The 20,878-nt window shown below is 69.8% G+C and carries 20 protein-coding genes and 2 tRNA genes; 8 read left to right on the forward strand and 14 right to left on the reverse strand.

The window, feature by feature from the left end:
* Nucleotides 1-47: 47 nt before the first annotated feature.
* The 3 genes from P5G46_RS01735 to P5G46_RS01745 form a co-directional block, all read right to left on the reverse strand.
* Nucleotides 48-536, reverse strand: coding sequence for a tetratricopeptide repeat protein (locus P5G46_RS01735; protein ID WP_239276175.1), 489 nt, complete (start codon nt 534-536; stop codon nt 48-50).
* 177 nt (nt 537-713) lie between these two features.
* Entirely contained in the window at nt 714-2,171 is a 1,458-nt protein-coding gene (gene tig / locus P5G46_RS01740; protein ID WP_239276176.1) for a trigger factor, read from the reverse strand.
* A gap of 73 nt (nt 2,172-2,244) precedes the next feature.
* Nucleotides 2,245-2,318 (reverse strand) — tRNA-Pro (locus P5G46_RS01745).
* Between the two features lie 265 nt (nt 2,319-2,583).
* Between P5G46_RS01745 and P5G46_RS01750 the strand changes: the two genes are divergently transcribed.
* Nucleotides 2,584-2,657, forward strand: a tRNA-Gly gene (locus P5G46_RS01750).
* 2 nt (nt 2,658-2,659) lie between these two features.
* Here P5G46_RS01750 and P5G46_RS01755 read toward each other — a convergent pair.
* Nucleotides 2,660-3,034 carry an A1S_2505 family phage non-structural protein gene (locus P5G46_RS01755; protein ID WP_239276177.1) on the reverse strand — a complete coding sequence of 125 codons (375 nt, stop codon included), beginning with the start codon at nt 3,032-3,034 and terminating at the stop codon, nt 2,660-2,662.
* Nucleotides 3,035-3,221: 187 nt separating this feature from the next.
* Nucleotides 3,222-3,761: a gamma carbonic anhydrase family protein gene (locus P5G46_RS01760; RefSeq protein ID WP_239276178.1), complete on the reverse strand. Its 540-nt coding sequence runs from the start codon at nt 3,759-3,761 to the stop codon at nt 3,222-3,224.
* A gap of 139 nt (nt 3,762-3,900) precedes the next feature.
* On the opposite strand from P5G46_RS01760, the gene P5G46_RS01765 reads away from it, so the two are divergent.
* Nucleotides 3,901-4,386, forward strand: coding sequence for a Dps family protein (locus tag P5G46_RS01765; RefSeq protein ID WP_228164440.1), 486 nt, complete (start codon nt 3,901-3,903; stop codon nt 4,384-4,386).
* A gap of 79 nt (nt 4,387-4,465) precedes the next feature.
* Here the strand turns inward: P5G46_RS01765 and P5G46_RS01770 are convergent, their stop codons facing one another.
* From P5G46_RS01770 to P5G46_RS01790, 5 genes are all read right to left on the reverse strand, one after another.
* The gene (locus P5G46_RS01770; protein ID WP_408904848.1) at nt 4,466-5,962 is read right to left on the reverse strand and encodes an amidohydrolase; all 1,497 of its coding nucleotides are present in this window, start codon (nt 5,960-5,962) and stop codon (nt 4,466-4,468) included.
* Nucleotides 5,959-6,585 (reverse strand): FMN-binding negative transcriptional regulator, encoded by a 627-nt coding sequence (locus tag P5G46_RS01775; RefSeq protein ID WP_239276181.1) that lies wholly within the window; start codon nt 6,583-6,585, stop codon nt 5,959-5,961. Before P5G46_RS01775 ends, P5G46_RS01770 begins: the two co-directional genes overlap by 4 nt.
* Before the next feature lie 18 nt (nt 6,586-6,603).
* Nucleotides 6,604-7,593 carry an Fpg/Nei family DNA glycosylase gene (locus P5G46_RS01780; protein WP_239276182.1) on the reverse strand — a complete coding sequence of 330 codons (990 nt, stop codon included), beginning with the start codon at nt 7,591-7,593 and terminating at the stop codon, nt 6,604-6,606.
* Nucleotides 7,593-8,135 carry a ribose-5-phosphate isomerase gene (locus P5G46_RS01785; RefSeq protein WP_239276183.1) on the reverse strand — a complete coding sequence of 181 codons (543 nt, stop codon included), beginning with the start codon at nt 8,133-8,135 and terminating at the stop codon, nt 7,593-7,595. The genes P5G46_RS01780 and P5G46_RS01785 overlap by 1 nt, the downstream gene beginning before the upstream one ends.
* Before the next feature lie 88 nt (nt 8,136-8,223).
* Complete coding sequence (locus P5G46_RS01790) at nt 8,224-9,396, reverse strand: ferrochelatase (protein WP_408905264.1); 1,173 nt, start codon at nt 9,394-9,396, stop codon at nt 8,224-8,226.
* Nucleotides 9,397-9,537: 141 nt separating this feature from the next.
* On the opposite strand from P5G46_RS01790, the gene pepN reads away from it, so the two are divergent.
* From pepN to P5G46_RS01815, 5 genes are all read left to right on the forward strand, one after another.
* On the forward strand, nt 9,538-12,084 hold the full coding sequence (gene pepN / locus P5G46_RS01795) for an aminopeptidase N (protein ID WP_408904849.1): 2,547 nt from the start codon (nt 9,538-9,540) through the stop codon (nt 12,082-12,084).
* A 129-nt stretch (nt 12,085-12,213) separates the two neighbouring features.
* Nucleotides 12,214-13,125, forward strand: a complete 912-nt coding sequence (locus tag P5G46_RS01800) for an ABC transporter ATP-binding protein (RefSeq protein ID WP_408904850.1) — start codon at nt 12,214-12,216, stop codon at nt 13,123-13,125.
* Nucleotides 13,122-13,910 (forward strand): ABC transporter permease, encoded by a 789-nt coding sequence (locus P5G46_RS01805; RefSeq protein WP_408904851.1) that lies wholly within the window; start codon nt 13,122-13,124, stop codon nt 13,908-13,910. Before P5G46_RS01800 ends, P5G46_RS01805 begins: the two co-directional genes overlap by 4 nt.
* 69 nt (nt 13,911-13,979) lie before the next feature.
* Entirely contained in the window at nt 13,980-15,284 is a 1,305-nt protein-coding gene (locus tag P5G46_RS01810; RefSeq protein ID WP_375095570.1) for a mechanosensitive ion channel family protein, read from the forward strand.
* Nucleotides 15,281-15,748 carry a globin gene (locus tag P5G46_RS01815; protein WP_239276188.1) on the forward strand — a complete coding sequence of 156 codons (468 nt, stop codon included), beginning with the start codon at nt 15,281-15,283 and terminating at the stop codon, nt 15,746-15,748. Before P5G46_RS01810 ends, P5G46_RS01815 begins: the two co-directional genes overlap by 4 nt.
* Nucleotides 15,749-15,857: 109 nt before the next feature.
* Here the strand turns inward: P5G46_RS01815 and P5G46_RS01820 are convergent, their stop codons facing one another.
* A complete protein-coding gene (locus P5G46_RS01820) occupies nt 15,858-16,745 on the reverse strand; it encodes a cation-transporting ATPase (RefSeq protein WP_408904852.1) in 888 nt (295 codons plus the stop codon).
* 169 nt (nt 16,746-16,914) lie between these two features.
* Nucleotides 16,915-17,583 carry a DUF8185 domain-containing protein gene (locus P5G46_RS01825; RefSeq protein WP_408904853.1) on the reverse strand — a complete coding sequence of 223 codons (669 nt, stop codon included), beginning with the start codon at nt 17,581-17,583 and terminating at the stop codon, nt 16,915-16,917.
* Nucleotides 17,584-17,635: 52 nt separating this feature from the next.
* Here P5G46_RS01825 and P5G46_RS01830 point away from each other — a divergent pair, with 52 nt between their 5' ends.
* Nucleotides 17,636-18,505: an acyl-CoA thioesterase gene (locus tag P5G46_RS01830; protein ID WP_408904854.1), complete on the forward strand. Its 870-nt coding sequence runs from the start codon at nt 17,636-17,638 to the stop codon at nt 18,503-18,505.
* A 100-nt stretch (nt 18,506-18,605) separates the two neighbouring features.
* On the opposite strand, the gene P5G46_RS01835 is transcribed toward P5G46_RS01830, so the two are convergent.
* Nucleotides 18,606-19,133 (reverse strand): acyl-CoA thioesterase, encoded by a 528-nt coding sequence (locus P5G46_RS01835; RefSeq protein WP_408904855.1) that lies wholly within the window; start codon nt 19,131-19,133, stop codon nt 18,606-18,608.
* Entirely contained in the window at nt 19,126-20,805 is a 1,680-nt protein-coding gene (ettA, locus tag P5G46_RS01840) for an energy-dependent translational throttle protein EttA (protein ID WP_239276193.1), read from the reverse strand. The genes P5G46_RS01835 and ettA overlap by 8 nt, the downstream gene beginning before the upstream one ends.
* Nucleotides 20,806-20,878 lie beyond the last annotated feature (73 nt).

The following is a 20,878-nucleotide window of genomic DNA, read 5'->3' on the forward strand; positions in this document are numbered from 1 at the left end:
TCTACCGGCGTGGTTCGGGACCGGTCGCCGTGTTCGCCGCGGGCGGATCAGGCGTGTCCGTCCGCGATCTCGCGGGCGTATCCGGTCACGGAGCGGGTGTAGAGCGGCAGGTGCGGGGCGAGAGCCAGGAGGGCGATGGATGCCGCCCGCTCCGTGTCTCCGGAGGACACCAACGCGAGCGCGTAGAACGCGGCGGCCGCGTCGTGCAGCGGTCCTCGCGGCTCGCGCTCGTACTCCCCGCGAAGCATCTCCCGGGCCTCGTCGACCTTTCCCAGGTTGCGGATCGTACTCGCCAGCTGGATCGTCGCCCGCGCACGGCGGTTCTCGTCCAGGCCGCCGGTTAGCGCGCGTCGGTAGAGCACCTCTGCCTCGGCCTCGAGGCCCGCGGAGTCACGGGCCCCGGCGCGCTCGAACAAGGCGACGGGGTCGTCCTCCGAGCGTTCGGCGGCCAGCGCATCGATGGCCGCGATCACCTCATCCTCGGTCAGCGCCGCGTCATCCCAGACCGCATCGACGCGGCTCTGCCAGTCGTTCACCCGTGTTCTCCCTTCGTCCTGAGTCGCGCCTGCCCGGCACTCCCCGTTGAGTGTCCAAGACACGCGGTTGCGCGCCGACGCGGTCGGCGTGTCGTGGACACTCGATCGGCGAGGCGGCGACGAAAACAGGGGGCGGATGCCATGGCATCCACCCCCTGTCGACGTGACGGACGAGCTTTACTCGCTGTCGGCGGCCTTCTTCTTCGCCGGGGCGCGCTTCTTGGCGGGAGCCTTCTTGGGGGCTTCCTCCGCCGGGGCCTCTTCGGCCTCGACGACGGCGTCCGCGTCGGCGGCGGCGTCGGCGTTCTCCTGCGCCTCCTCGACGACCTCGTCCTCGGCGTCGGTGGGCTCTTCGCCCTCGACGGCGACGAAACCGGTCAGGTCGACAGGCTTGCCGTTGGTGTCGACGACGGTGACCTTGCCGAGGGCGATCGCGAGCGCCTTGTTGCGGGCGACCTCACCGACCATGGCGGGCAGCTGGTTGCCCTGCTGCAGCGCGTTGACGAAGTCCTGCGGGGCCATGCCGTACTGGGCGGCCGACTGGATGAGGTACTGCGTCAGCTCGTCCTGCGACACCTGGACGTTGGCATCCTCGGCGATCTTGTCGAGGACCATCTGCGTGCGGAACTGCTTCTCGCTGGCCTCGGTCACCTCGGCGCGGTGCGCGTCGTCGTCGAGACGGTTCTCACCCTCGAGGTGGTTGTGCACCTCGTCCTCGATGAGCTGCGGCGGCACGGGGATCTCGACGGCCTCGAGCAGGGCCTCGACGAACTTGTCGCGTGCCGCGGCACCCTGCGTGAACACCGACTGCTCGGACACGCGCTCGGCGAGGGACGCACGGAGCTCTTCGAGGGTGTCGAACTCGGATGCCATCTGCGCGAAGTCGTCGTCGGCGTCGGGGAGCTCGCGCTCCTTGACGGCGGTGATGGTGACCGCGACCTCGGCCTCTTCACCGGCGTGGTCGCCACCGACGAGCTTGGAGCGGAAGGTGGTCTGCTCGTCGGCGGTGAGCGAGTCGATGGCCTCGTCGATGCCCTCGAGCAGCTCGCCGGAGCCGACCTCGTAGGAGACGCCCTCGGCGCGGTCGATCTCGTTGCCGTCGATCGTGGCGACGAGGTCGAGCTCGACGAAGTCGCCCTTCGCGGCGGGACGGTCCACGGTCACGAGCGTGCCGAAGCGGGCGCGCAGGCGGTCGAGCTCGGCATCCACCGCGGCCTCGTCGGTCTCGACGGCGTCGACGGTCACGGTGATCGTGTCGTAGGCGGGCAGGTCGAACTCGGGGCGCACGTCGACCTCGACGTCGACGACCAGGTCGCCCGAGAAGTCCTTGAGCTCGGGGAGCTCGACGATCTCGGCACTGGGACGGCCGATGACGCGGAGTTCCTGCGCCTCGACGGCCTGGCGGTAGAACCCGTCGAGACCCTCGTTGACGGCGTGCTCGATGACGGCGCCGCGGCCGATGCGCTGGTCGATGATCGGCGCGGGCACCTTGCCCTTGCGGAAGCCGGGGATCTGTACGTCCTGAGCGATGTGCTCGTAGGCGTGGGTGATGCTCGGCTTGAGCTCTTCGGGCGAGACCGTGATGTGGAGCTTGACCCGGGTCGGGCTGAGCTTCTCGACGGTGCTGTTGACCATGCGGTGTGTTCTCCTCGTGTGGCCCGCGCGCACGCGGGGGCCGGCTAGGCCTGTGGTCTGTGGGGCCGTTGCGTCGGGGCGACAGGATTTGAACCTGCGGCCTCCCGCTCCCAAAGCGGGCGCTCTACCAAGCTGAGCTACGCCCCGGGGCGACGCGCAAGACGCGTTCGACGAAACGACCCCTGAAAGTCTAGTCGATCGAGGTGCGGGGGCCGATCTGAGAGACGATCGGATGCCGTGTGGTTCGTCGCGGACGCCGTGTCCGCGGTCGCGAGACCAGGCGGGGGCTCGAGAACAGGCCGTCGCGGACGGGATTCGCCTGTTGCGGGCACATCCCCTGTTCTTGCGACGCGGGTGTTCGTGACATCGTCTGGCGTGAAGTAGAGTTGTGGATGCTGCGGTTCGCCGCCGCGGGGATGTAGCTCAATGGTAGAGCCTCAGTCTTCCAAACTGATGGTGCGGGTTCGATTCCCGTCATCCCCTCCACATCACTCGGTCCCTCCGGTTTCGCTCAGAACCGCCTGGAACGACTCCGGGAGAACCACGTTCTCGCCCGCCCCGGCGAAGAACGCCGCAACCTGCAACGGCCGGTACCCCGCGATCCCGCAGCCCACCTCGGTGACGAGGAACCGCAGCTCGGGATGCTCGGCCGCGAAGGCGACGAACCGCCGCGCCTGCTCCTCGAACACGGCGAGCCCCGACATCGTGTCGATGCCGTACGACTGGCCTTGCAACCCCTCCGCCTGCCCCCAGACGGCACCGAAGCGATCGAGGGCGAACCGCGCCGCCCCACCCCCGTGAGCTCCGGACGCGTTCGAGCCGAAGACGAAGACCTCACCGGGTTCCAGACTGTCGATGCGCATGGCGACACGCTACGCGCGGCGGCGAGACGCGCCACGGGGTTGCGGTGGGGAGGTTCCCGCCGGCAGCGCGTCGTGGGCCCGCCGAACGATCGAAGGACGGCAGTTCGCTGCGCCTCGCGAGCCGAAGCGGCACATCATCGTGGCTGCACAGACCTCCGGCGCGTCACCGAACCGCAGCCCCGCTCGGTCAGTCGCCCCGCACGGCCCCCGCGTGCCGCTCCACATGCGCGAGATACGTCTGCGCGTTCCGCAGGATGCCCTCCCGCTCCTCCGTCGTGAGCAACCGCCGCACCTTGGCGGGGACTCCGGCGACGAGCGACCCCTCCGGCACCACCGTGCCCTCGAGCACGACCGCTCCCCCGGCCACGAGGCATCCGGGGCCGATCACCGCACCCGAGAGCACGACGCTCCCCATCCCGATGAGCGAGCCGTCGCCGATCGTGCACCCGTGCACCACCGCGTTGTGCCCGACGGAGACGTCGGCGCCGATCGTCACGGGGCGCCCGCGGTCGACGTGGACCGACACGTTGTCCTGCAGGTTGCTGCGCGGGCCGACCACGATCGCGGCGCTGTCCCCACGGACGACCGCGTTGTACCAGACGCTCGACCCCTCGCTCAGCGTCACGTCACCCACCACCCGCGCACCGGATGCCACAAAGGCCGTCTCGTGCACCTGCGGGGTCGCGTCGGGAAGGGCGAGGACAGTGGCATCCGGGGCGATCGTCATGCCGCCGAGACTACCGCCGGAGTGAGGTGAGGATTGCCTTTCTACCAGGCATTTAGCCCAGCCTCATCTTGCTTGCGGAATGTTCTCTGCTGAGTAGCGTTGCTGTCAGAACGACTTCCGAAGAACTCGAGGAGACCCCATGAGCACCGTTCAGACCCCCGCCGCGACCACCGTCGACTCGACCATGGCCTCCAGCACCGCCCAGTTCCTCTCGCCCGTCGTCCTCGGCCTCGAGGCTCTCGTCGTCAACGGCAAGCAGGCCCACTGGCACGTGCGCGGTTCGAACTTCATCGGTGTACACGAGCTGCTCGACACCGTCGTGGCCCACGCGCAGGACTGGGCCGATCTGGCCGCTGAGCGGATCGTCGCCCTCGGCCTCCCGATCGACTCGCGCCTGTCGACCGTCGCCGCCAAGGCCAAGGAGACCGCGGTTCCCGCCGGCTTCGCGCAGTCCGACGTCATCATCCGCGCCGTGATCGCCGACATCGACGCCGTTCTCGTCGACATCCAGACCGCCATCGACGGTCTCGACGAGACCGACCTGTCGAGCCAGGACGTCGCGATCGAGATCAAGCGCGGCCTCGACAAGGACCGCTGGTTCCTCTTCGCGCACCTCGCGGCCTGAACACCTCCTTCCGACGAGGGGCGGCGCTTCGGCGTCGCCCCTCTCCTCTTGCGTGAGTTTCTGCTGCGCGGGGGCAGGGTCAGGACGTGTGGGTGACGCGGCCCGCGAGGAGGGTCGTGCGCACGGGCATCGCCCGGAGGGCGCGCTCGTCGGCGGTCCGCGGATCGGCGTCGACGATCACCAGATCCGCTCGCGCGCCGGGAGCGATCTCGGCCGGCGCCGTCGAGCCGCCGGCGGTGGATGCCGCGATCGCGGTGTCGATGTCGATCCGCTGGTGCGGCTGCCAGGCGTCGCGCCCATCGCGCGTGCGGAACACCGCGGATGCCATCGCCGCCCACGGATCCAGGGGTGCGACGGGGGCGTCGGAGCCGAATCGGAGGTTCGCGCCGCTGTCGGCCAGCGCACGCAGCGGATACGGCTGAGACGACTGCTCGGCCCACATGGCATCCGTCATGTCGCGGTCGTCGAGAGCATGCTCGGGTTGCACGCTCGCGGCGACACCGAGCCGGGCGAACCGAGGAATGTCGGCGTGTGCGACGAGCTGTGCGTGCTCGATCGTGCCGACCGCCCCGGTGCGGGCGTACGCGTCGAGGGCGTGGGCGTTGGCCACGTCGCCGATGGCGTGGATCGCGCACTCGAGGCCCGCGGCCGTCGCGCGCGTCATGAGCTGCTCGAGCTCATCGGGCGGGATCGTCAGCAGCCCGTGATTGCCGACATCATCCGGGTAGGGATGAGCGCAGGCGGCAGTGCGCGTGCCGAGGGAGCCGTCGGTGATGGCCTTGAGCGGTCCGACGCGCACGAGATCGTGCGAAGCGCCGCGCACCGGATCGCCCGTGCGCAGGCCCTCCGCGATCGCGCGGTCCAGGTGCTGCGGGTACGTGCCGTACGACACCCGCAGCGCATCGAAACCGCGGGCGACCCGGCGCTGCCACGGTTCGTCGTTCCACGTCATGTCGAGGTCGACGAGACCGACGACGCCCCGTGCCGCGGCGGCTCGCGCCATCCGGTCCACGGCGCGGTCGGCGATCTCGGGTTCGACGGCGTTGATGCGGCGCGAGATCTCGAACGCATCTTCTTCGCGGAGGACCCCGGATGCCGGGGGCTCGATGCCCTCGCGCCGGAACGCCGCGGAGTTGAGCCACACGCTGTGGACGTCGGCATTGACGAGATAGGTCGGCACGTCGCCGGAGGTGGCATCCAGGAGATCAAGGCTCGGCTCGTCGGCCCAGAGGCCGTCGCGGAACCCGACGCCGATGCGCAGTCCGTCGACGAAGGGGGCCGCGCCCATGATCGCGGCGGCCTCCCGCGCCGACGTCGCCGATCCCAGCGGGATACGGCCGACCGAGAGGGCCCACTGGACGACGTGCACGTGGTGGTCCCACAGCCCCGGGACAAGCCACCCTCCGTCACCGTCCACGACGACGCGGCGCGGTCGGAGGTTCCCGGTCGGGGCGATGTCGAGGATGCGGCCGTCGGCGAGGACGAGGTCGACCGGCTCGCCGGGCGTCGGCAGGAATTCGCGGCCGGGACCGGAGACGCGTACGGCCCGGACGAACGCCGCGGTCTCGCCGATCATGCGCGCGGGCGCGCGTCGGCGGCGCGGCGCATCTCGGCGGCGAGAGCCGGGTTGGCGTACGGCCCGTCCGACAACCCGTCGATGATCGTTTCGACGACGTCGGCGGGGCGGTTCTGGCTCAGCTTCCGCTTGCCGACGACGCGGGTCGGGGTCAGCCGGAAGCCGACGGTGCCCGCGGCGAGCCGATCGACGAACGCCGGGTCGTTCGGTGCGCGATACAGCCCGCGACCGTCCTCGCCCTCGAAACGCTCCACGAGCCGGTCGAGAACACTGAGGTTCTCTTCCGGCTCGAGGAGCTCCGGGATGCCGCTCAGGTGCGCCGAGACGAAGTTCCACGTGGGGACGGCGGGAACATCGCCGTACCACCGGGGCGAGACGTAGCCGTGCGGCCCCTGCACCACGACGAGGAGCTCGCGCTCTCCGAGGCCCAGGATCATGTCGTCGGGTTTGCCGACGTGACCGACGATCGTGAGATCGTCGCGCGCGTCGTCCAACAGCACCGCGTAGTGGGAGGCGACGAGCCCGTCCGCACCGGACGAGACAAGGGTCACCCAGGGATGCTGCTCGATGAGACGTCGGATCTCGCCGACATCGGTCATCGCGAAACTCGGATTCTGCCGCACCGGTTCAGCCTAGATCGCTCACGCCTGGCAGTTCGGACACCAGTAGAGCTTGCGCCCGGCGGCTTCCTCGACGAGCACGGTGGTGCCGCAGACTCGGCAGGGCAGACCCGCGCGGTGATACACCCAATGCCGGTCGTCGCGATGGGCCATGGCGCGACGGTAGGCCTCGGGGTCGAGGTCGTCCATCGTCATCATCTGACCCGTCTCGACGCCGATGGCGAGCAGCCGCACCCAATCGCGCCACATCGCGCGGACGGTCTCCTCGGGCACGTCGCGGCCGGGCGTGTGCGGGTTCTGGCGGGCCCGGAAGAGGATCTCGGCGCGATAGACGTTGCCGATACCGCTGACCACGGCTTGATCCATGAGCAGGAGGCCGATCGCGGTGGGCTTGCGCCGCACGGTCGCGACGAACCGTTCCTCCCCCTCCGCCACGTCGTCGACGAGCGGGTCCGGTCCGAGCTTGGCGATCGTCGCGACGACCTCGTCCGGGGTCTGCAGTTGGCACGCCGTGGGTCCGCGCAGGTCGGCGCACGTCGTCTCGGTGAGCAGGCGGAGCCGCACCGCACCGACCACGGGCGGCGGCCACTCGCTCTGCTCCTCCAGTCCGGTGGTCTGCTCGGACATGCGCACACGAGCGCGCCGCGGGGCGCCGATCGAGGTCAGGGAGTTCTCGCCGGCGGCATCCAGGATCGGCTCGCCGAGGACCGTGCCGCGCTGGTTGGTCTGGCCCATGCGGCCGTTCGCCGCGGCGATCGTGGCGTCGACGGCGACCTCGCCCGAGAAGTCCCACGCGCCGTACATGCCGAGGTGGACGCGCAGCCACACGTCCGGGTCGAACCGCAGGAACATCTGCTTGCCGACGGCGCGCACCTCGACCGCTTCGCGTCCGTCGATGACCGACGCGCCCTCCGCGAATCGCCCCTGGGGACTGGATGCCGCGACCGACCGGCCCACGATGTTGCGGTCGAATTGCCGCGCGATGCGATGGACGGAATGCCCTTCGGGCATCAGCCTGCCTCGGGATCGAAGGAGTCGCTCGCGTCGAGAACGTCGGGCTGACGCTGCCCCTCGCGCGGGTCGGGGAGCAGAATGCCGTCCTGCTCGTAGGCGGCCAGCTGCGCGATGCGGCGCGCATGACGTTCTTCGCCCGAGAACGGGGTCGCGATGAAGCGATCGATGAACGACGCGGCCTCGTCGAACGTGTGCTGCCGGGCGCCGATGGCGATCACGTTGGCGTCGTTGTGCTCGCGGGCGAGCTCGGCCGTGGCCATGTTCCACACCAGCGCCGCGCGGACGCCGAGCACCTTGTTCGCCGCGATCTGTTCGCCGTTGCCCGAGCCGCCGAAGACCACCCCGAGCGCCTCGACGCCGTCAGCCTGGTCGCGCACGACGGCCTGCGCCGCGCGGATGCAGAAGGCCGGGTAGTCGTCGAGCGGGTCGTACTCGATGGGGCCGTGGTCGACGACCTCGTGGCCCTGTTCGGCCAGGTGGTGCTGAAGCTGGGTGGAGAACTCGAGACCGGCGTGATCGGTGCCGATGTGAATGCGCATGGGGTCATCCTATTGACGGCCGCGGATGCCGCGGGTGGACATGACGGCGCCGCCCGTCCCGCGCGGGGACGAGCGGCGCCGGAACCTCTCAGGGACGCAGACCCGCGGCGACGGGCTTGAACCCCGCACGGATGTTCTCGCAGCAGCCGGGGCGGCACACGTCGTACCAGGGTCCGAGGTCGGTGACGTGCGGGCGCTCGGCCTTCGGCGTCCCCGCGAGGCGCTCCTCGACCAGGTCGATCAGCCCGGACACGTAGGCGGGGTCGACGCCGGGCGTGGGCGTGCGAACCGCGCGGATGCCGGCCTCCTCGGCCGCCTCCATCGCTTCGGTGTCGAGGTCCCAGAGCACCTCCATGTGGTCGCTGACGAAACCCAACGGCACGATCACGACCGCCTCGGCGCCCCGACCGGGCAGCTCGGCGATGACGTCGTTCACGTCCGGCTCGAGCCACGGCTGCGACGCAGGGCCCGAGCGCGACTGGTAGACCAATTCCCACTCCACGTCGGCCACGGCGGCGGCCACCTCGGCCATGACGTACGCGGCGACGGCCTTGTGCTGGGCCTCGTACGCCCCGCCCTCGCCGAAGTCGACGTCACGCGGGCCCGAGCGCTGCGCGTCGGCGGTCGGGATGGAGTGAGTGGAGAAGAGCACCCGGATCTTCTCGGCGGGGATGCCGTCGGCGATGTACGTCGACACGGCATCCTTCACACCGTCGACGAACGCCGAGACGAACCCCGGGTGGTCGAAGAACTGGCGCACCTTGTCGATCGTGACGGTGTCGCCCAGACCGGTCGCCTCGAGCACGCGGGCGTAGTCCTCGCGGTACTGACGGCAGCTCGAGAACGAGCTGTAGGCGCTCGTGGCGATCGCCAACAGCGTCGTGTCGCCGGCTTCCGCCGCCTCGGTCACGGCTTCCTCGAGGTAGGGGGCCCAGTTGCGGTTGCCCCAATAGACGGGCAGGTTGAGCCCGCGCCGCGCGATCTCGGCCTCGAGGGCCGCCTTCAGAGCACGGTTCTGCGCGTTGATCGGGCTCACACCGCCGAAGTGGCGGTAGTGGTGCGCGACCTCCTCGAGACGCTCGTCGGGGATGCCGCGGCCGCGCGTGACGTTGCGGAGGAACGGGATGACGTCGCCCTGCCCCTCCGGGCCGCCGAAGCCGGCGAGGAGGATGGCGTCGTACGCCACGGGCGTCTCGACCCACTTGGGCCCGGATGCCGCGGCCGGAGACGCGTAGAGGACGGTCTCAGGGGTGCTGTCCATATCGGTCGTGCTCACCCCGACATCCTCGCACTTACGCGGTGAGCCCGGCCCTGGGGTATCTCGACACTAGGCTTATACGGTTGTCGTCGGCGCCAGCAGTGCCATCCGCGACGACCCACCCACATCCTCGGGAGAACACCAGTGCCAGGAGAGAACCTCACCCGCATCGAAGCGCAGGAGCGCCGCGCGATCGTCGACACGCACGAGTACCACGTGCGTCTCGACCTCACCCGCGGCGACGAGGTCTTCGGTTCCGTGACCACCGCCCGCTTCGCCGCCACCGAGGGTGCCTCTACCTTCATCGACCTGATCGCACGCTCCGTGAACGCGGTCACCCTGAACGGCCGCTCGCTCGACCCCGCCGAGGTCTTCGCGGATTCGCGCATCGCGCTCGACGGTCTCGCGGCCGAGAACGAGCTCGTCGTCGACGCCGACTGCGAGTACACGAACACCGGTGAGGGTCTGCACCGCTTCGTCGACCCCGTCGACGGCGAGGTCTACCTCTACACGCAGTTCGAGGTGCCCGATTCCCGCCGTGTCTTCGCGGTGTTCGAGCAGCCCGACCTCAAGGCCGAGTTCACGTTCGACGTGACGGCCCCGGCTGCGTGGAAGGTGGTCTCCAACTCCCCCACCCCCGAGCCGGTGGACGTCGGCGACGGTGCCGCCCGGTGGACGTTCCCCGCGACGCCGCGCATCTCGTCGTACATCACCGCCCTGGTCGCCGGCCCCTACGAGAGCACGTTCTCCGAGCTGACCAGCGCCGACGGCCGCGTGATCCCGCTCGGCGTCTACGCCCGCAAGAGCCTGTGGCAGTACCTCGACGCCGACTACGTCTTCGAGAAGACCCGTCAGGGCTTCGCCTACTTCGAGGAGAAGTTCGGCTTCCCGTACCCGTTCGCCAAGTACGACCAGCTCTTCGTGCCCGAGTTCAACGCGGGCGCCATGGAGAACGCGGGCGCGGTCACCTTCACCGAGACGTACGTGTTCCGGAGCAAGGTGACGGATGCCGTCAAGGAGCGTCGCGTCGTCACGATCCTGCACGAGCTCGCGCACATGTGGTTCGGCGACCTGGTCACCATGAAGTGGTGGAACGACCTCTGGCTGAACGAATCGTTCGCCGAGTGGGCCTCCACGATCGCCACCGCGGAAGCCACCGAGTGGGAGGCCGCCTGGACGACCTTCAACGCGATGGAGAAGACCTGGGCGTACCGCCAGGACCAGCTGCCCTCCACCCACCCCGTCGTCGCGGAGATCAACGACCTCGAAGACGTGCAGGTCAACTTCGACGGCATCACCTACGCCAAGGGCGGTTCGGTCCTCAAGCAGCTGGCCGCGTGGGTGGGCATCGAGCAGTTCTTCGCGGGCGTTGCCGCCTACTTCCAGAAGCACCAGTGGTCCAACACCGAGGTCGGCGACCTGCTGGCCGAGCTCGAGGCCACGAGCGGACGCGACCTCGGCGACTGGGCGAAGAAGTGGCTCGAGACGGCCGGCGTGAACACGCTGTCCCCGCTCATCGAGCAGGACGACCACGGCTCGCTCACGCGCTTCGCGATCGTGCAGACCGCGCCGTCGGACTATCCGACAATCCGTCCGCACCGTCTGGCCGTCGGCTTCTACTCGCTGCGCGGTGGCGTGCTCGAGCGGGTGCACCGCGTCGAGCTCGACGTGGACGGCGACCGCACCGAGGTGCCCGAGCTGCGCGGCATCCGGCGTCCCGACCTCGTCCTGCTCAACGACGACGACCTCGCGTACGCGAAGATCCGCCTCGACGAGCGATCGCTTTCCACCGCAATCGCGCACCTCAAAGACATCGCCGACCCGCTCGCCCGGTCGCTCGTCTGGGGTGCCGCGTGGGATCAGACCCGGGATGCCGAAGCCTCGGCGACCGACTACATCGATCTCGTGCTGCGCAACATCGGCGCCGAGACCGAGTCCACCACCGTGCGCACGACCCTCGCGCAGCTGCAGCTCGCCGCCAACAGCTACGTCGCTCCCGCGACGCGGGAGGCCGCGCGCGAGCGCGTCGCCGACGGACTGTGGGAGCTGGCGCAGGCGGCCGAGGCCGGCAGCGACAGCCAGCTGCAGTTCGTCACGGCGTTCGCCTCGGCGGCGGCCACTCCCGCGCACGTCGAAACGGTGCGCGCGCTCCGCGAGGGCGCGACCGTGCTCGACGGACTCGACATCGACACCGACCTGTCGTGGCAGCTTCTCGTGGCGCTGGCCGCGGGCGGCGCGGCGACGGCGGCCGACATCGATGAGGCACGTGCCGCCGACAACACGGCCAAGGGCGGTGAGTTCGCCGCGCAGGCGAAGGCGGCCCTGCCCAGCAGTGAAGCCAAGCAGGACGCGTGGAGCGCCCTCATCGACCGTGCCGACGCCCCCAACACCATCGTCCGTTCCGCGGCACTCGGTTTCACACACCCGGCGACGGTCGACGTCCTCGCCGAGTTCGTAGGACCTTACTTCGAGATGCTCCTGCCGATCTGGGAGAGCCGCAGCTACCAGATCGCGCAGTACCTCATCGTGGGTCTCTATCCGTCGGCTCTGGCGAACGTCGAGCTGCGGGATGCCACTCGCGCGTGGCTGTCCGCGAACAAGGACGCCGCGCCCGCACTGCGTCGCCTCGTGAGCGAGAACCTCGCCGGCGTGGAGCGCGCCCTTGCCGTGCAGGAGCGCGACGCGCAGTAATCCGCCGTAGCGTCGTACGCCCCCTCCCGCTTTCGTGGGAGGGGGCGTACTTCTTCGGATGTACGCGGTGGTCGGGGATCGTCCTCGGGGAGGACGCGCGGGTGTCGGTGCGCTTCCTACCGTGGAGGCATGATCGTCGCAGACCACCTCACCAAGCGATACGGATCGCGCACCGCCGTGTCCGATGTCTCCTTCACCGTTCCCCCGGGACGCGTCACCGGGTTCCTCGGTCCGAACGGCGCGGGCAAGTCCACCACGATGCGGATGATCGTCGGGCTCGACCGCCCCACGTCCGGGCACGTGACTGTCAACGGCACCCCGTACGCCCGGCTCGCTGCCCCCCTCACCGAAGTCGGGGCGTTGCTCGACGCCAAGGCCGTGCACACGGGAAGAACCGCGCGCAATCACCTGCGGGCGATGGCCGCGACGCACGGAATCGACCGCCGCCGCGTCGACGAGGTGATCGAGCTCACCGGGCTCGCCTCCGTCGCCGACAAGCGTGCCGGTGGCTTCTCGCTGGGCATGGGCCAGAGGTTGGGGCTCGCCGCGGCGCTGCTCGGCGACCCGCACACGCTGGTGCTCGACGAGCCCGTCAACGGGCTGGACCCCGAGGGCGTGCGGTGGGTGCGGGAGTTCGTGCGTCACCTCGCTGCCGAGGGGCGCACGGTGCTGCTGTCGAGCCACCTGATGAGCGAGATGGCTCAGACGGCGGATCACGTCATCGTCCTCGGCCGCGGCGCCGTCCTCGCCGACGCGGCACTGGCTGACCTGGTCCGGTCGTGGACGTCCGCGAGCGTCCTCGTCCGCTCCCCCGACCTGTCGCGCCTGATCGAGGTACTCGCCCCCGTCGGCGCGACGGCGACGGCCGTGGAACCCGGCGCCGCCACCCTCACGGGGGCATCCGCGACCGACATCGGAGAGATCGCCGCGCAGCACGGCATCCCCCTGCACGAACTGACCCCGCGACAAGGCTCGCTCGAGGACGCCTATCTCGCGCTGACCGACGACGTGATCGAGTACAAGACGAAGGAACTCGTATGACCGCCCTGACCTCCCCGCGCCGCACGACCTTCACCCGCGCCGCGGGCGGACCGACCTTCGCCCGGACGCTTCGCAGTGAGCTCATCAAGCTCACCACCCTGCGCTCGACCTGGTGGTCGCTCGGCATCGGCGCAGCCCTGTCCGTGGCCATCGCCTTCCTGTACGTATCCGCCGTGGATGGCGCTTACCCGGTGCTGGGCGTCCTCGTGTCGGCGCAGTTCACGATGCTCGTCGCCGGCGTCCTCGGGGCGATCGCGATCACCGGCGAGTACGCCACGGGAATGATCCGCTCGACCCTCACCGCCAACCCCCGGCGGATTCCCGTGGCCCTCGCGAAGAGTCTCGCCGTCGCCCTCCTCGTCGGGGGCGCGACCGTTGTGACCTCCCTGGTCTGCCTGGCGGTCACGATTCCGGTGTCCACGGTGCCGATCGTCTGGTCGGAGCCGACCCAGGCCCTCATCCCGCTGCTCCTCGGCGTCGCCGCGATGATCGCGTACGCGCTCATCGGCACCGGTTTCGGACTTCTCGTCCGCAACGGCGCCGGCGCGATCGCCGCGACCGTCGGTGTGCTGTTCGTCGCGCCGGTCGCGGTGAGTCTCTTCGAGTTCGGCGGAGAGTCGTGGCAGTGGATGGTCGACCTCGGCCGTTACCTCCCCGTGGCGGCGGGACGCGACCTGACCGCGATCCCCACCGGCGACGTGCTCGTCCCCGCGCTCACCCTCGTGGCGTGGGTCGTGACGCTCATCGGTACCGGGCTGATCCTGCTGGAGCGTCGGGACGCGTGACCCGACCGGATTCGAGGGATGCCTCGGTGCTCAGGTGGCACCGAGGCATCCCTCGTTAGCATGAGGTCGATGTCTGTTCTCGCCAGCGCACCAGAACCGTCGCCCACCTCGCCCACGTCTCCCGCCGACCTCGTCGACCCCTCCACCTGGGCGTGGGTCGGTGCGCGGCTGCTCGAGTTCGGCGGTGTCGCGCTGCGCGTGGCCGGGGTCATCATCGGCGTCGTCGTCGCCGCGTGGATCCTGCGCTCGATCATTCGCCGCGTCGTCGACCGCATCGTCAACGGAGCCAAGAAGAACGCGCGCGTGGACGACACGCAAGCGCTCGATCGGTCGCCGCTCGCCGCGGTCCGGCTCGTACAGCGCACCCGGACGCTCGGCACGATCCTGCAGAACATCGTCAATGTCGTCCTGGTGGTCGTCGCGCTGGTCTGGATCGCCGGGATCGTCGCCCCCAACGCCCTGGCATCCCTCACGCTCCTCACCGCGGCGGTCGGTGCGGGGCTCGGCTTCGGCGCGCAGAACATCGTCAAGGACGTCCTGAACGGCATCTTCATCGTCGCCGAGGACCAGATCGGTATCGGAGACGTCGTCGACCTCGGTCTCGCCACCGGAATCGTCGAATTCGTGAGCGTACGGATCACTCACGTCCGCGACGTCAACGGCACGCTCTGGTACGTGCGCAACGGCGAGATCACCCGGATCGGAAACATGTCGCAGGGCTGGTCTCGCGTGATCATCGACCTGGCCGTTCCCGTGGACGCCGACATCGAAGAGGTCGAGAAGGCGATGCTCGGTGCCGCCAAGGGGCTCGCCAAGGAGACGAAGTGGCGGTCCCGCATCATCGAGCAGCCCGAGATCTGGGGTCTGGAGTCCATCAGTGGCGACGCCTTGGTGATCCGGCTGGTCATGAAGACCCGGTCGAGCGCGAAGGACGATGTCGCCCGAGAACTGCGCGTGCGACTGAAGAGAGCCATAGACGCGCTCGGCGTCACGCTTCCGCAGCTCAACTCGATCATCCTGACGGGGGCCGAGGGCGCGCAGAGCGTCCGCGGGGCCAACCCTCCGAAGACGAAGCCCACGCCGGTGCCTCCCGCTGTCGAACGACCCGTCTGGCGCCCGCGGCGCAAGAAGCTCGCGGTCAGCGACACGGTCCTGGACACGGACGCCACGGCAGCCGAGGTCGCGGCGTCGGAGGTGGCGGCGTCCGACGTCGCAGCGGCGAAAAAGCCCTCCCATCCCGCGCGCACACCGAAGCCCACCGATGTCACCTCTCCCCCGCCTTCGACTGGCGGACCGGCCCCGCGTTCGGGCGACGGCGTCGACAAGCCCACTCCTCCCGCCGTGCGGGCCGATGACGACGGAGCCTCCGCGTGAGCGAACCCATCTCCTTCTATGAGCAGGCCGGCGGTATGGACACGTTCCGCCGCCTCGTCGACGCCTTCTACCGCGGCGTCGCCGGGGACGACGTCCTCAAGCCCATGTATCCCGAGGAGGACCTCGGCCCCGCAGCCGAACGCCTGACGCTCTTCCTCGCGCAGTACTGGGGCGGGCCGACGACGTACAGCGAGAATCGCGGTCATCCGCGCCTCCGTATGCGGCACATGCCGTTTCACGTCGACCCCGACGCCCGCGACCGGTGGCTGCGTCACATGCGCGCGGCGGTCGACGAGATCGCGTTGCCGCCCGCGCTCGAAGCACCGCTGTGGGATTACCTCGAGCGCGCCGCGCACGCCATGGTCAACACCTTCGAGCCGCGCGGTATCGCACCGACATCCGACGGTCGCGGGAGCGGTGGGTTGCCGATCCGTCCCGCGGACGGGGCGACGCCGCGACCCTGATCGCACCAGTCTGTGTGGGCCACGAACGGACGATTCCCGGACCGGACGAGTGGCGCACAGCCCCTCGGACGGCGCACCGGTGAGAGCGGGACCCCCTTTCGGTGGGAGCTCAGCGTCCGAAGAAGTCCCCGAGGCCCGGAAGGCGCCACTCGCCGAGGCTCTCGCCGATCCCGCTGATCTGCTCGCCGACGCCCGAGATGCCGTCCTGCACCGTGCCGCCGAGGTCTGCGACACCGTCGATGCCGACGCCCGAGGCCAGCGACTCCACGTCGATTCCGGTCGCGAGAGCCTCGAGGTCGACGCCCTCGGCGAGAGCCGCGAAGTCGACGCCGGCCTGGGCGGCGTGCGCCAAGAGCGGCGCGGCGACGGCGCTCACGACAGCCCCGCCGGCCACGACGGCGAGCAGGGCTGCCGCTCCTCCCGCGCCCGCGACGACGGCACCCGTGCCGCCGGCGCGCGCGAGCAGCTGGCGCATGCGTCCGGGTCGCTGGGCCTCCGCGCGTCCCGCGGCGCGCGCCAGGTCGGCTGCGGAGTCCGACCGGGGGCGCTCGTGCGGTGCCAGGTCGGCATCCATCCGGGAACGCACGTGCGCCCGCTGCGCGGGGGTCAGGCGGGCGAACGCGTCACGGTGCAGGTGTTCGACCTGCTCCGGCGACGCGGTCCGGACGAGGTAGTCGTAACGGGCGATCGCCTCTCTGTCGGCTGCGGAGAGGTCGTGCCGACGGCCGCCTGCCGGCGGAGGTGCGTATCGCGCCGTGGGGTTTCGCGGCGCGTCGGTCCCCCACGCCGGCGGCGCATACCCGCCGCCCTCCGCCGAGGGCGCCCCCGGGGCGCCGGGCGCGGGACGGGCATCGCGCTGACCACCGGTCACCGCATCGGCCGCTGAGCGGACGACATCGCGCCAATCGCGACCGGCCGCGGAACCGGACGGTCGAGCGGATGACGCTTTGTCGACGGCGCGGGAAGCCATATCGAGGAAACGTGAGAACGACGACATGAGGAGCCTTCCGACGGGGCGGCAAGGATGCCGCGGCGTCAAGGTCTCTTCCGTTCCGAGGAACCGGCGGCCCCGGGTCCCGTGGTGGGACCGTGATGACGAGGCTGTCGCGAGGGAGTACTCCCCTTGTGGACACGACGCTAACGGTCGTGGCTATGAAGACGCTGGATCACCGACCGGTGGACCGGACCGCCGTCAAGCCGGAGCGCACCGGGCCGCGCACAAGCACGTGACCGCGGTTCAGGGTCACGCGGGTCCATACCCCGCTCGAGCGAACCGTCGCCTGTTCCGCACCGGCGATGAATCCCAGGGCGAAGGCCGCGAAGGCGGTGCCCAACGGCAGACCGCCGAGCTGCTCATCGGGCTGCCCCCACACCTGGCCGCGGACCGTGCGCACGACGTCTTCGCCGGGGTCGGCGGGCAGGGCGTCGGCGACGGCGGCGATGCCGTACTGGGCGCGGGCGGCGAGGATCGAGCTGTCGAGGGACGCCGTCTGCTCCCATCCTCCCCGCGGCGGCGAGATCCCGGCCCACGCCGGGGCGACGGCCGTCTCGGGAAGGACGATCGCGGACGCATCATCGGGGGCGAGGGAGAGGGCGGATGCCTCGACCCCGAGGTCGCACTCGAGCTCGGGATCGACCTCGGAGACACGCAGTCCGAGCACGGTGGGCGTGGCATCCAGGAGGCCTCGGGGCGCCAGCGGCGCCGCGGTGGTCACGAGCACACCCGCCGCGGCGCGCATCCGCACGACACCGTCACCGAGGCGGACGGCCCGAGAGGCGAAGGTCAGCAGGTCGGCGGCCGCCTGCGGGTCTGGGAACATCAGGCGCGCGGACACTCGCCCTAAGCTATCAAGTGACACAGGCTTCTGCGCCGGAACGGGAGTGAGCGTGACCGACGCCATCGATCCTGTCGCCTCGTTGCTCGCGGTACTCGATCTCCGCGACGCGGGCGCACGGACCACCGAAGACATCTTCACCGGCTCTTCGCAGCCCATGCCCTTCGGGCGCGTCTACGGCGGACAGGTCCTCGCCCAGTCCGTCGTCGCGGCCTCCCGCACCCTGCCCGCCGAGCGCACCGTGCACTCGATGCACGGCTACTTCCTGCGCCCAGGCGATCCTGCCGAAGGCATCACGTTCTCGGTCGACCGCATCCACGACGGGCGCTCCTTCTCGACCCGGCGGACGCAGGCGTTCCAGGGCGGTGTGCCGATCTTCTCCATGATCGCGTCGTTCCAGGACGAGGATCCCGGCCTCGAACACGCCGAGCCGATGCCCGACGGCATCCCTCAGCCCGAGGATCTGCCGTCGTTCGACGACGCCGAGCTGCACCCGATGAGTCGGCGCCTGTTCTCCGAGCGCCCGGTCGAGGTGCGGCACGTGCCCTCGCCGGTGTACACCTCCGTCGAGGGTCCTCACGTGCCGCGACAAGCCGTCTGGATGCGCACCCGGAGCCCGCTGCCGGATGACGCGGCGGTGCACCGGGCGGCGCTGGCCTATGTGAGCGACCTCACCATCCAGGAGACGATCCTGCGCGGTCACGGTGTGCCGTGGAGCACGTCGGGTCTGCGCGTGGCGAGCCTCGACCACGCGATGTGGTGGCACCGGCCCGGGCGCGTGGACGAGTGGCTGCTGTACGTGCAGGAGTCGCCGAACGCGCGGGGCGGTCGGGGACTCTCGACCGGCCGGATCTACACGCGGGACGGACTCCTGCTCGCGAGCGTCGCGCAAGAGGTCATGGTGCGCGTGCCGGCCAAGTAGATGCCACTGCCGAGGCACGAGTCGCCAAGAATTGTCGCTTCTGGACGCTCGACGGCGACGAATCTTGGCGACTCGCGCGTGGGCGACGGCGGCAGCTGCTTCAGCGTCCGCGGCGGCGGTACTCGATCGGGTCGCCGATGTACGGAGCCCATGCTGCGCGCTCGTTCTCGGTCCAGCGGATCGGCCGACCGCTCGCGGTGTCCACGAGTACGACGACCGCGGTCGCGCGGGCGTAGAGCACGGGCTCGTCCTCGCCCGCGGGGCTGAAGACCTCGAAGCAGATGTCGGCGCTCGAACCGCCCATCGCGCCGATCCAGAGACGCACGTCGAGGGGGCGCTGGCTGTAGGGCACCGGGCGCAGGTACTCGATCTCCTGCCGCGCGATGAGCGTCGCGCGCTCGCCCCCGCTCTCGAGCACACTCATGTCGAACACGGCGGTCGGCAGGGATTCCCCGGGGCCGTCTCCCCGCCAGAACGCACGCAGTCGCGCCTCCTCGAGCAGTTTCAGCATCGAGGTGTTGTTGACGTGCCCCAGCGCGTCGAGGTCGCCCCATCGCAGCGGGATGGGGACGTGCACCCGCGCGGGCCCCGCCTCGGCGGGACCCGCGCTGTCAGCGGCGTCAGTCACGCGTGAGCTTGCGGTAGCTCGAACGCGACGGATTCGCGGCATCAGGGCCGAGTCGCTCGACCTTGTTCGCCTCGTACGCCTCGAAGTTGCCCTCGAACCAGTGCCACTGGTCGGGGTGCTCGTCGGTCCCCTCGTACGCGAGGATGTGCGTGGCGATGCGGTCGAGGAACCACCGGTCGTGCGTGATGACCACCGCGCACCCGGGGAACTCCAGCAACGCGTTCTCGAGGGACTGCAGGGTCTCGACGTCCAGGTCGTTGGTGGGCTCGTCGAGGAGGAGGAGGTTGCCGCCCTCCTTGAGCGTCAGCGCGAGGTTCAGGCGGTTGCGCTCACCGCCGGAGAGCACGCCCGCCTTCTTCTGCTGGTCGGGTCCTTTGAAGCCGAACTTCGACACGTACGCGCGCGAGGGGATCTCGGTCTTGCCGACGGTGATGATGTCGAGCCCGTCGGACACGACCTCCCACAGCGTCTTGTTCGGGTCGATGTTGGCGCGCGACTGGTCGACGTAGCTGATCTTCACGGTCTCGCCGATCTTCAGCGTGCCGCCGTCGAGGGGCTCCAGCCCGACGATCGTCTTGAACAGGGTGGTCTTTCCCACGCCGTTCGGGCCGATGACGCCGACGATGCCGTTGGGCGGGAGGTTGAAGCTGAGGTTGGAGATGAGGGAACGGTCACCGAATCGCTTCTCGAGCTTCTTGGCGTCGATCACGATGCTGCCCAGGCGGGGCCCCGGCGGAATCTGGATCTCCTCGAAGTCCAGCTTGCGCGTGCGGTCAGCCTCGGCGGCCATCTCCTCGTAGCGAGCCAGACGTGCCTTCGACTTCGCCTGACGCCCCTTGGCGTTCGAGCGCACCCACTCGAGCTCTTCCTTCAGACGCTTGGCGAGCTTGGCATCCTTCTTGCCCTGAACTTCGAGCCGCTCGCCCTTCTTCTCGAGGTAGGTCGAGTAGTTGCCCTCGTAGCCGATCAGCCGGCCGCGGTCGACCTCGGCGATCCATTCCGCGACGTTGTCGAGGAAGTACCGGTCGTGGGTGATGGCGATGACAGCGCCGGGGTACTTCTGGAGGTGCTGCTCGAGCCAGAGAACGCTCTCCGCGTCGAGGTGGTTGGTCGGCTCGTCGAGGAGCAGGAGATCGGGCTTCTGCAGCAGCAGCTTGGTGAGGGCGACACGGCGCTTCTCTCCTCCCGAGAGCGGGCCGATGGCGGCATCTCCCGGCGGGGTGCGCAGGGCGTCCATCGCCTGCTCCAGCTGCGAGTCCAGGTCCCACGCGTCGGCGGCGTCGATCTCTTCCTGGAGGGTGCCCATCTCGGCCAGCAGCGCGTCGAAGTCGGCATCGGGGTCGCTCATCAGGGCGGAGATCTCGTTGAACCGGTCGACCTTGGCCTTGATGGCGATACCGTCCTGGATGTTCTCCAACACGGTCTTGTTCTCGTCGAGCTCGGGCTCCTGCATGAGGATTCCGACCGAGAAGCCGGGGCTCAGCTTGGCTTCACCGTTCGACGGGGTGTCCAGACCCGCCATGATCTTGAGGATCGTCGACTTACCCGCACCGTTGGGACCGACCATGCCGATCTTGGCGCCCGGGAGGAACGCCATGGTGACGTCGTCGAGGATGAGCTTGTCGCCCACGGCCTTGCGGGCGCGGACCATGGAGTAGATGTATTCGGCCATCGAGGACGTACCACCTTCGATCGGGGATGAGGGCCGCGCCGTCCCGGGTCGCGGAGGAGAATCTCAGCGAGGC

The sequence above is a fragment of the Microbacterium mcarthurae genome (assembly GCF_046064585.1).
Classification (GTDB): domain Bacteria; phylum Actinomycetota; class Actinomycetes; order Actinomycetales; family Microbacteriaceae; genus Microbacterium; species Microbacterium mcarthurae.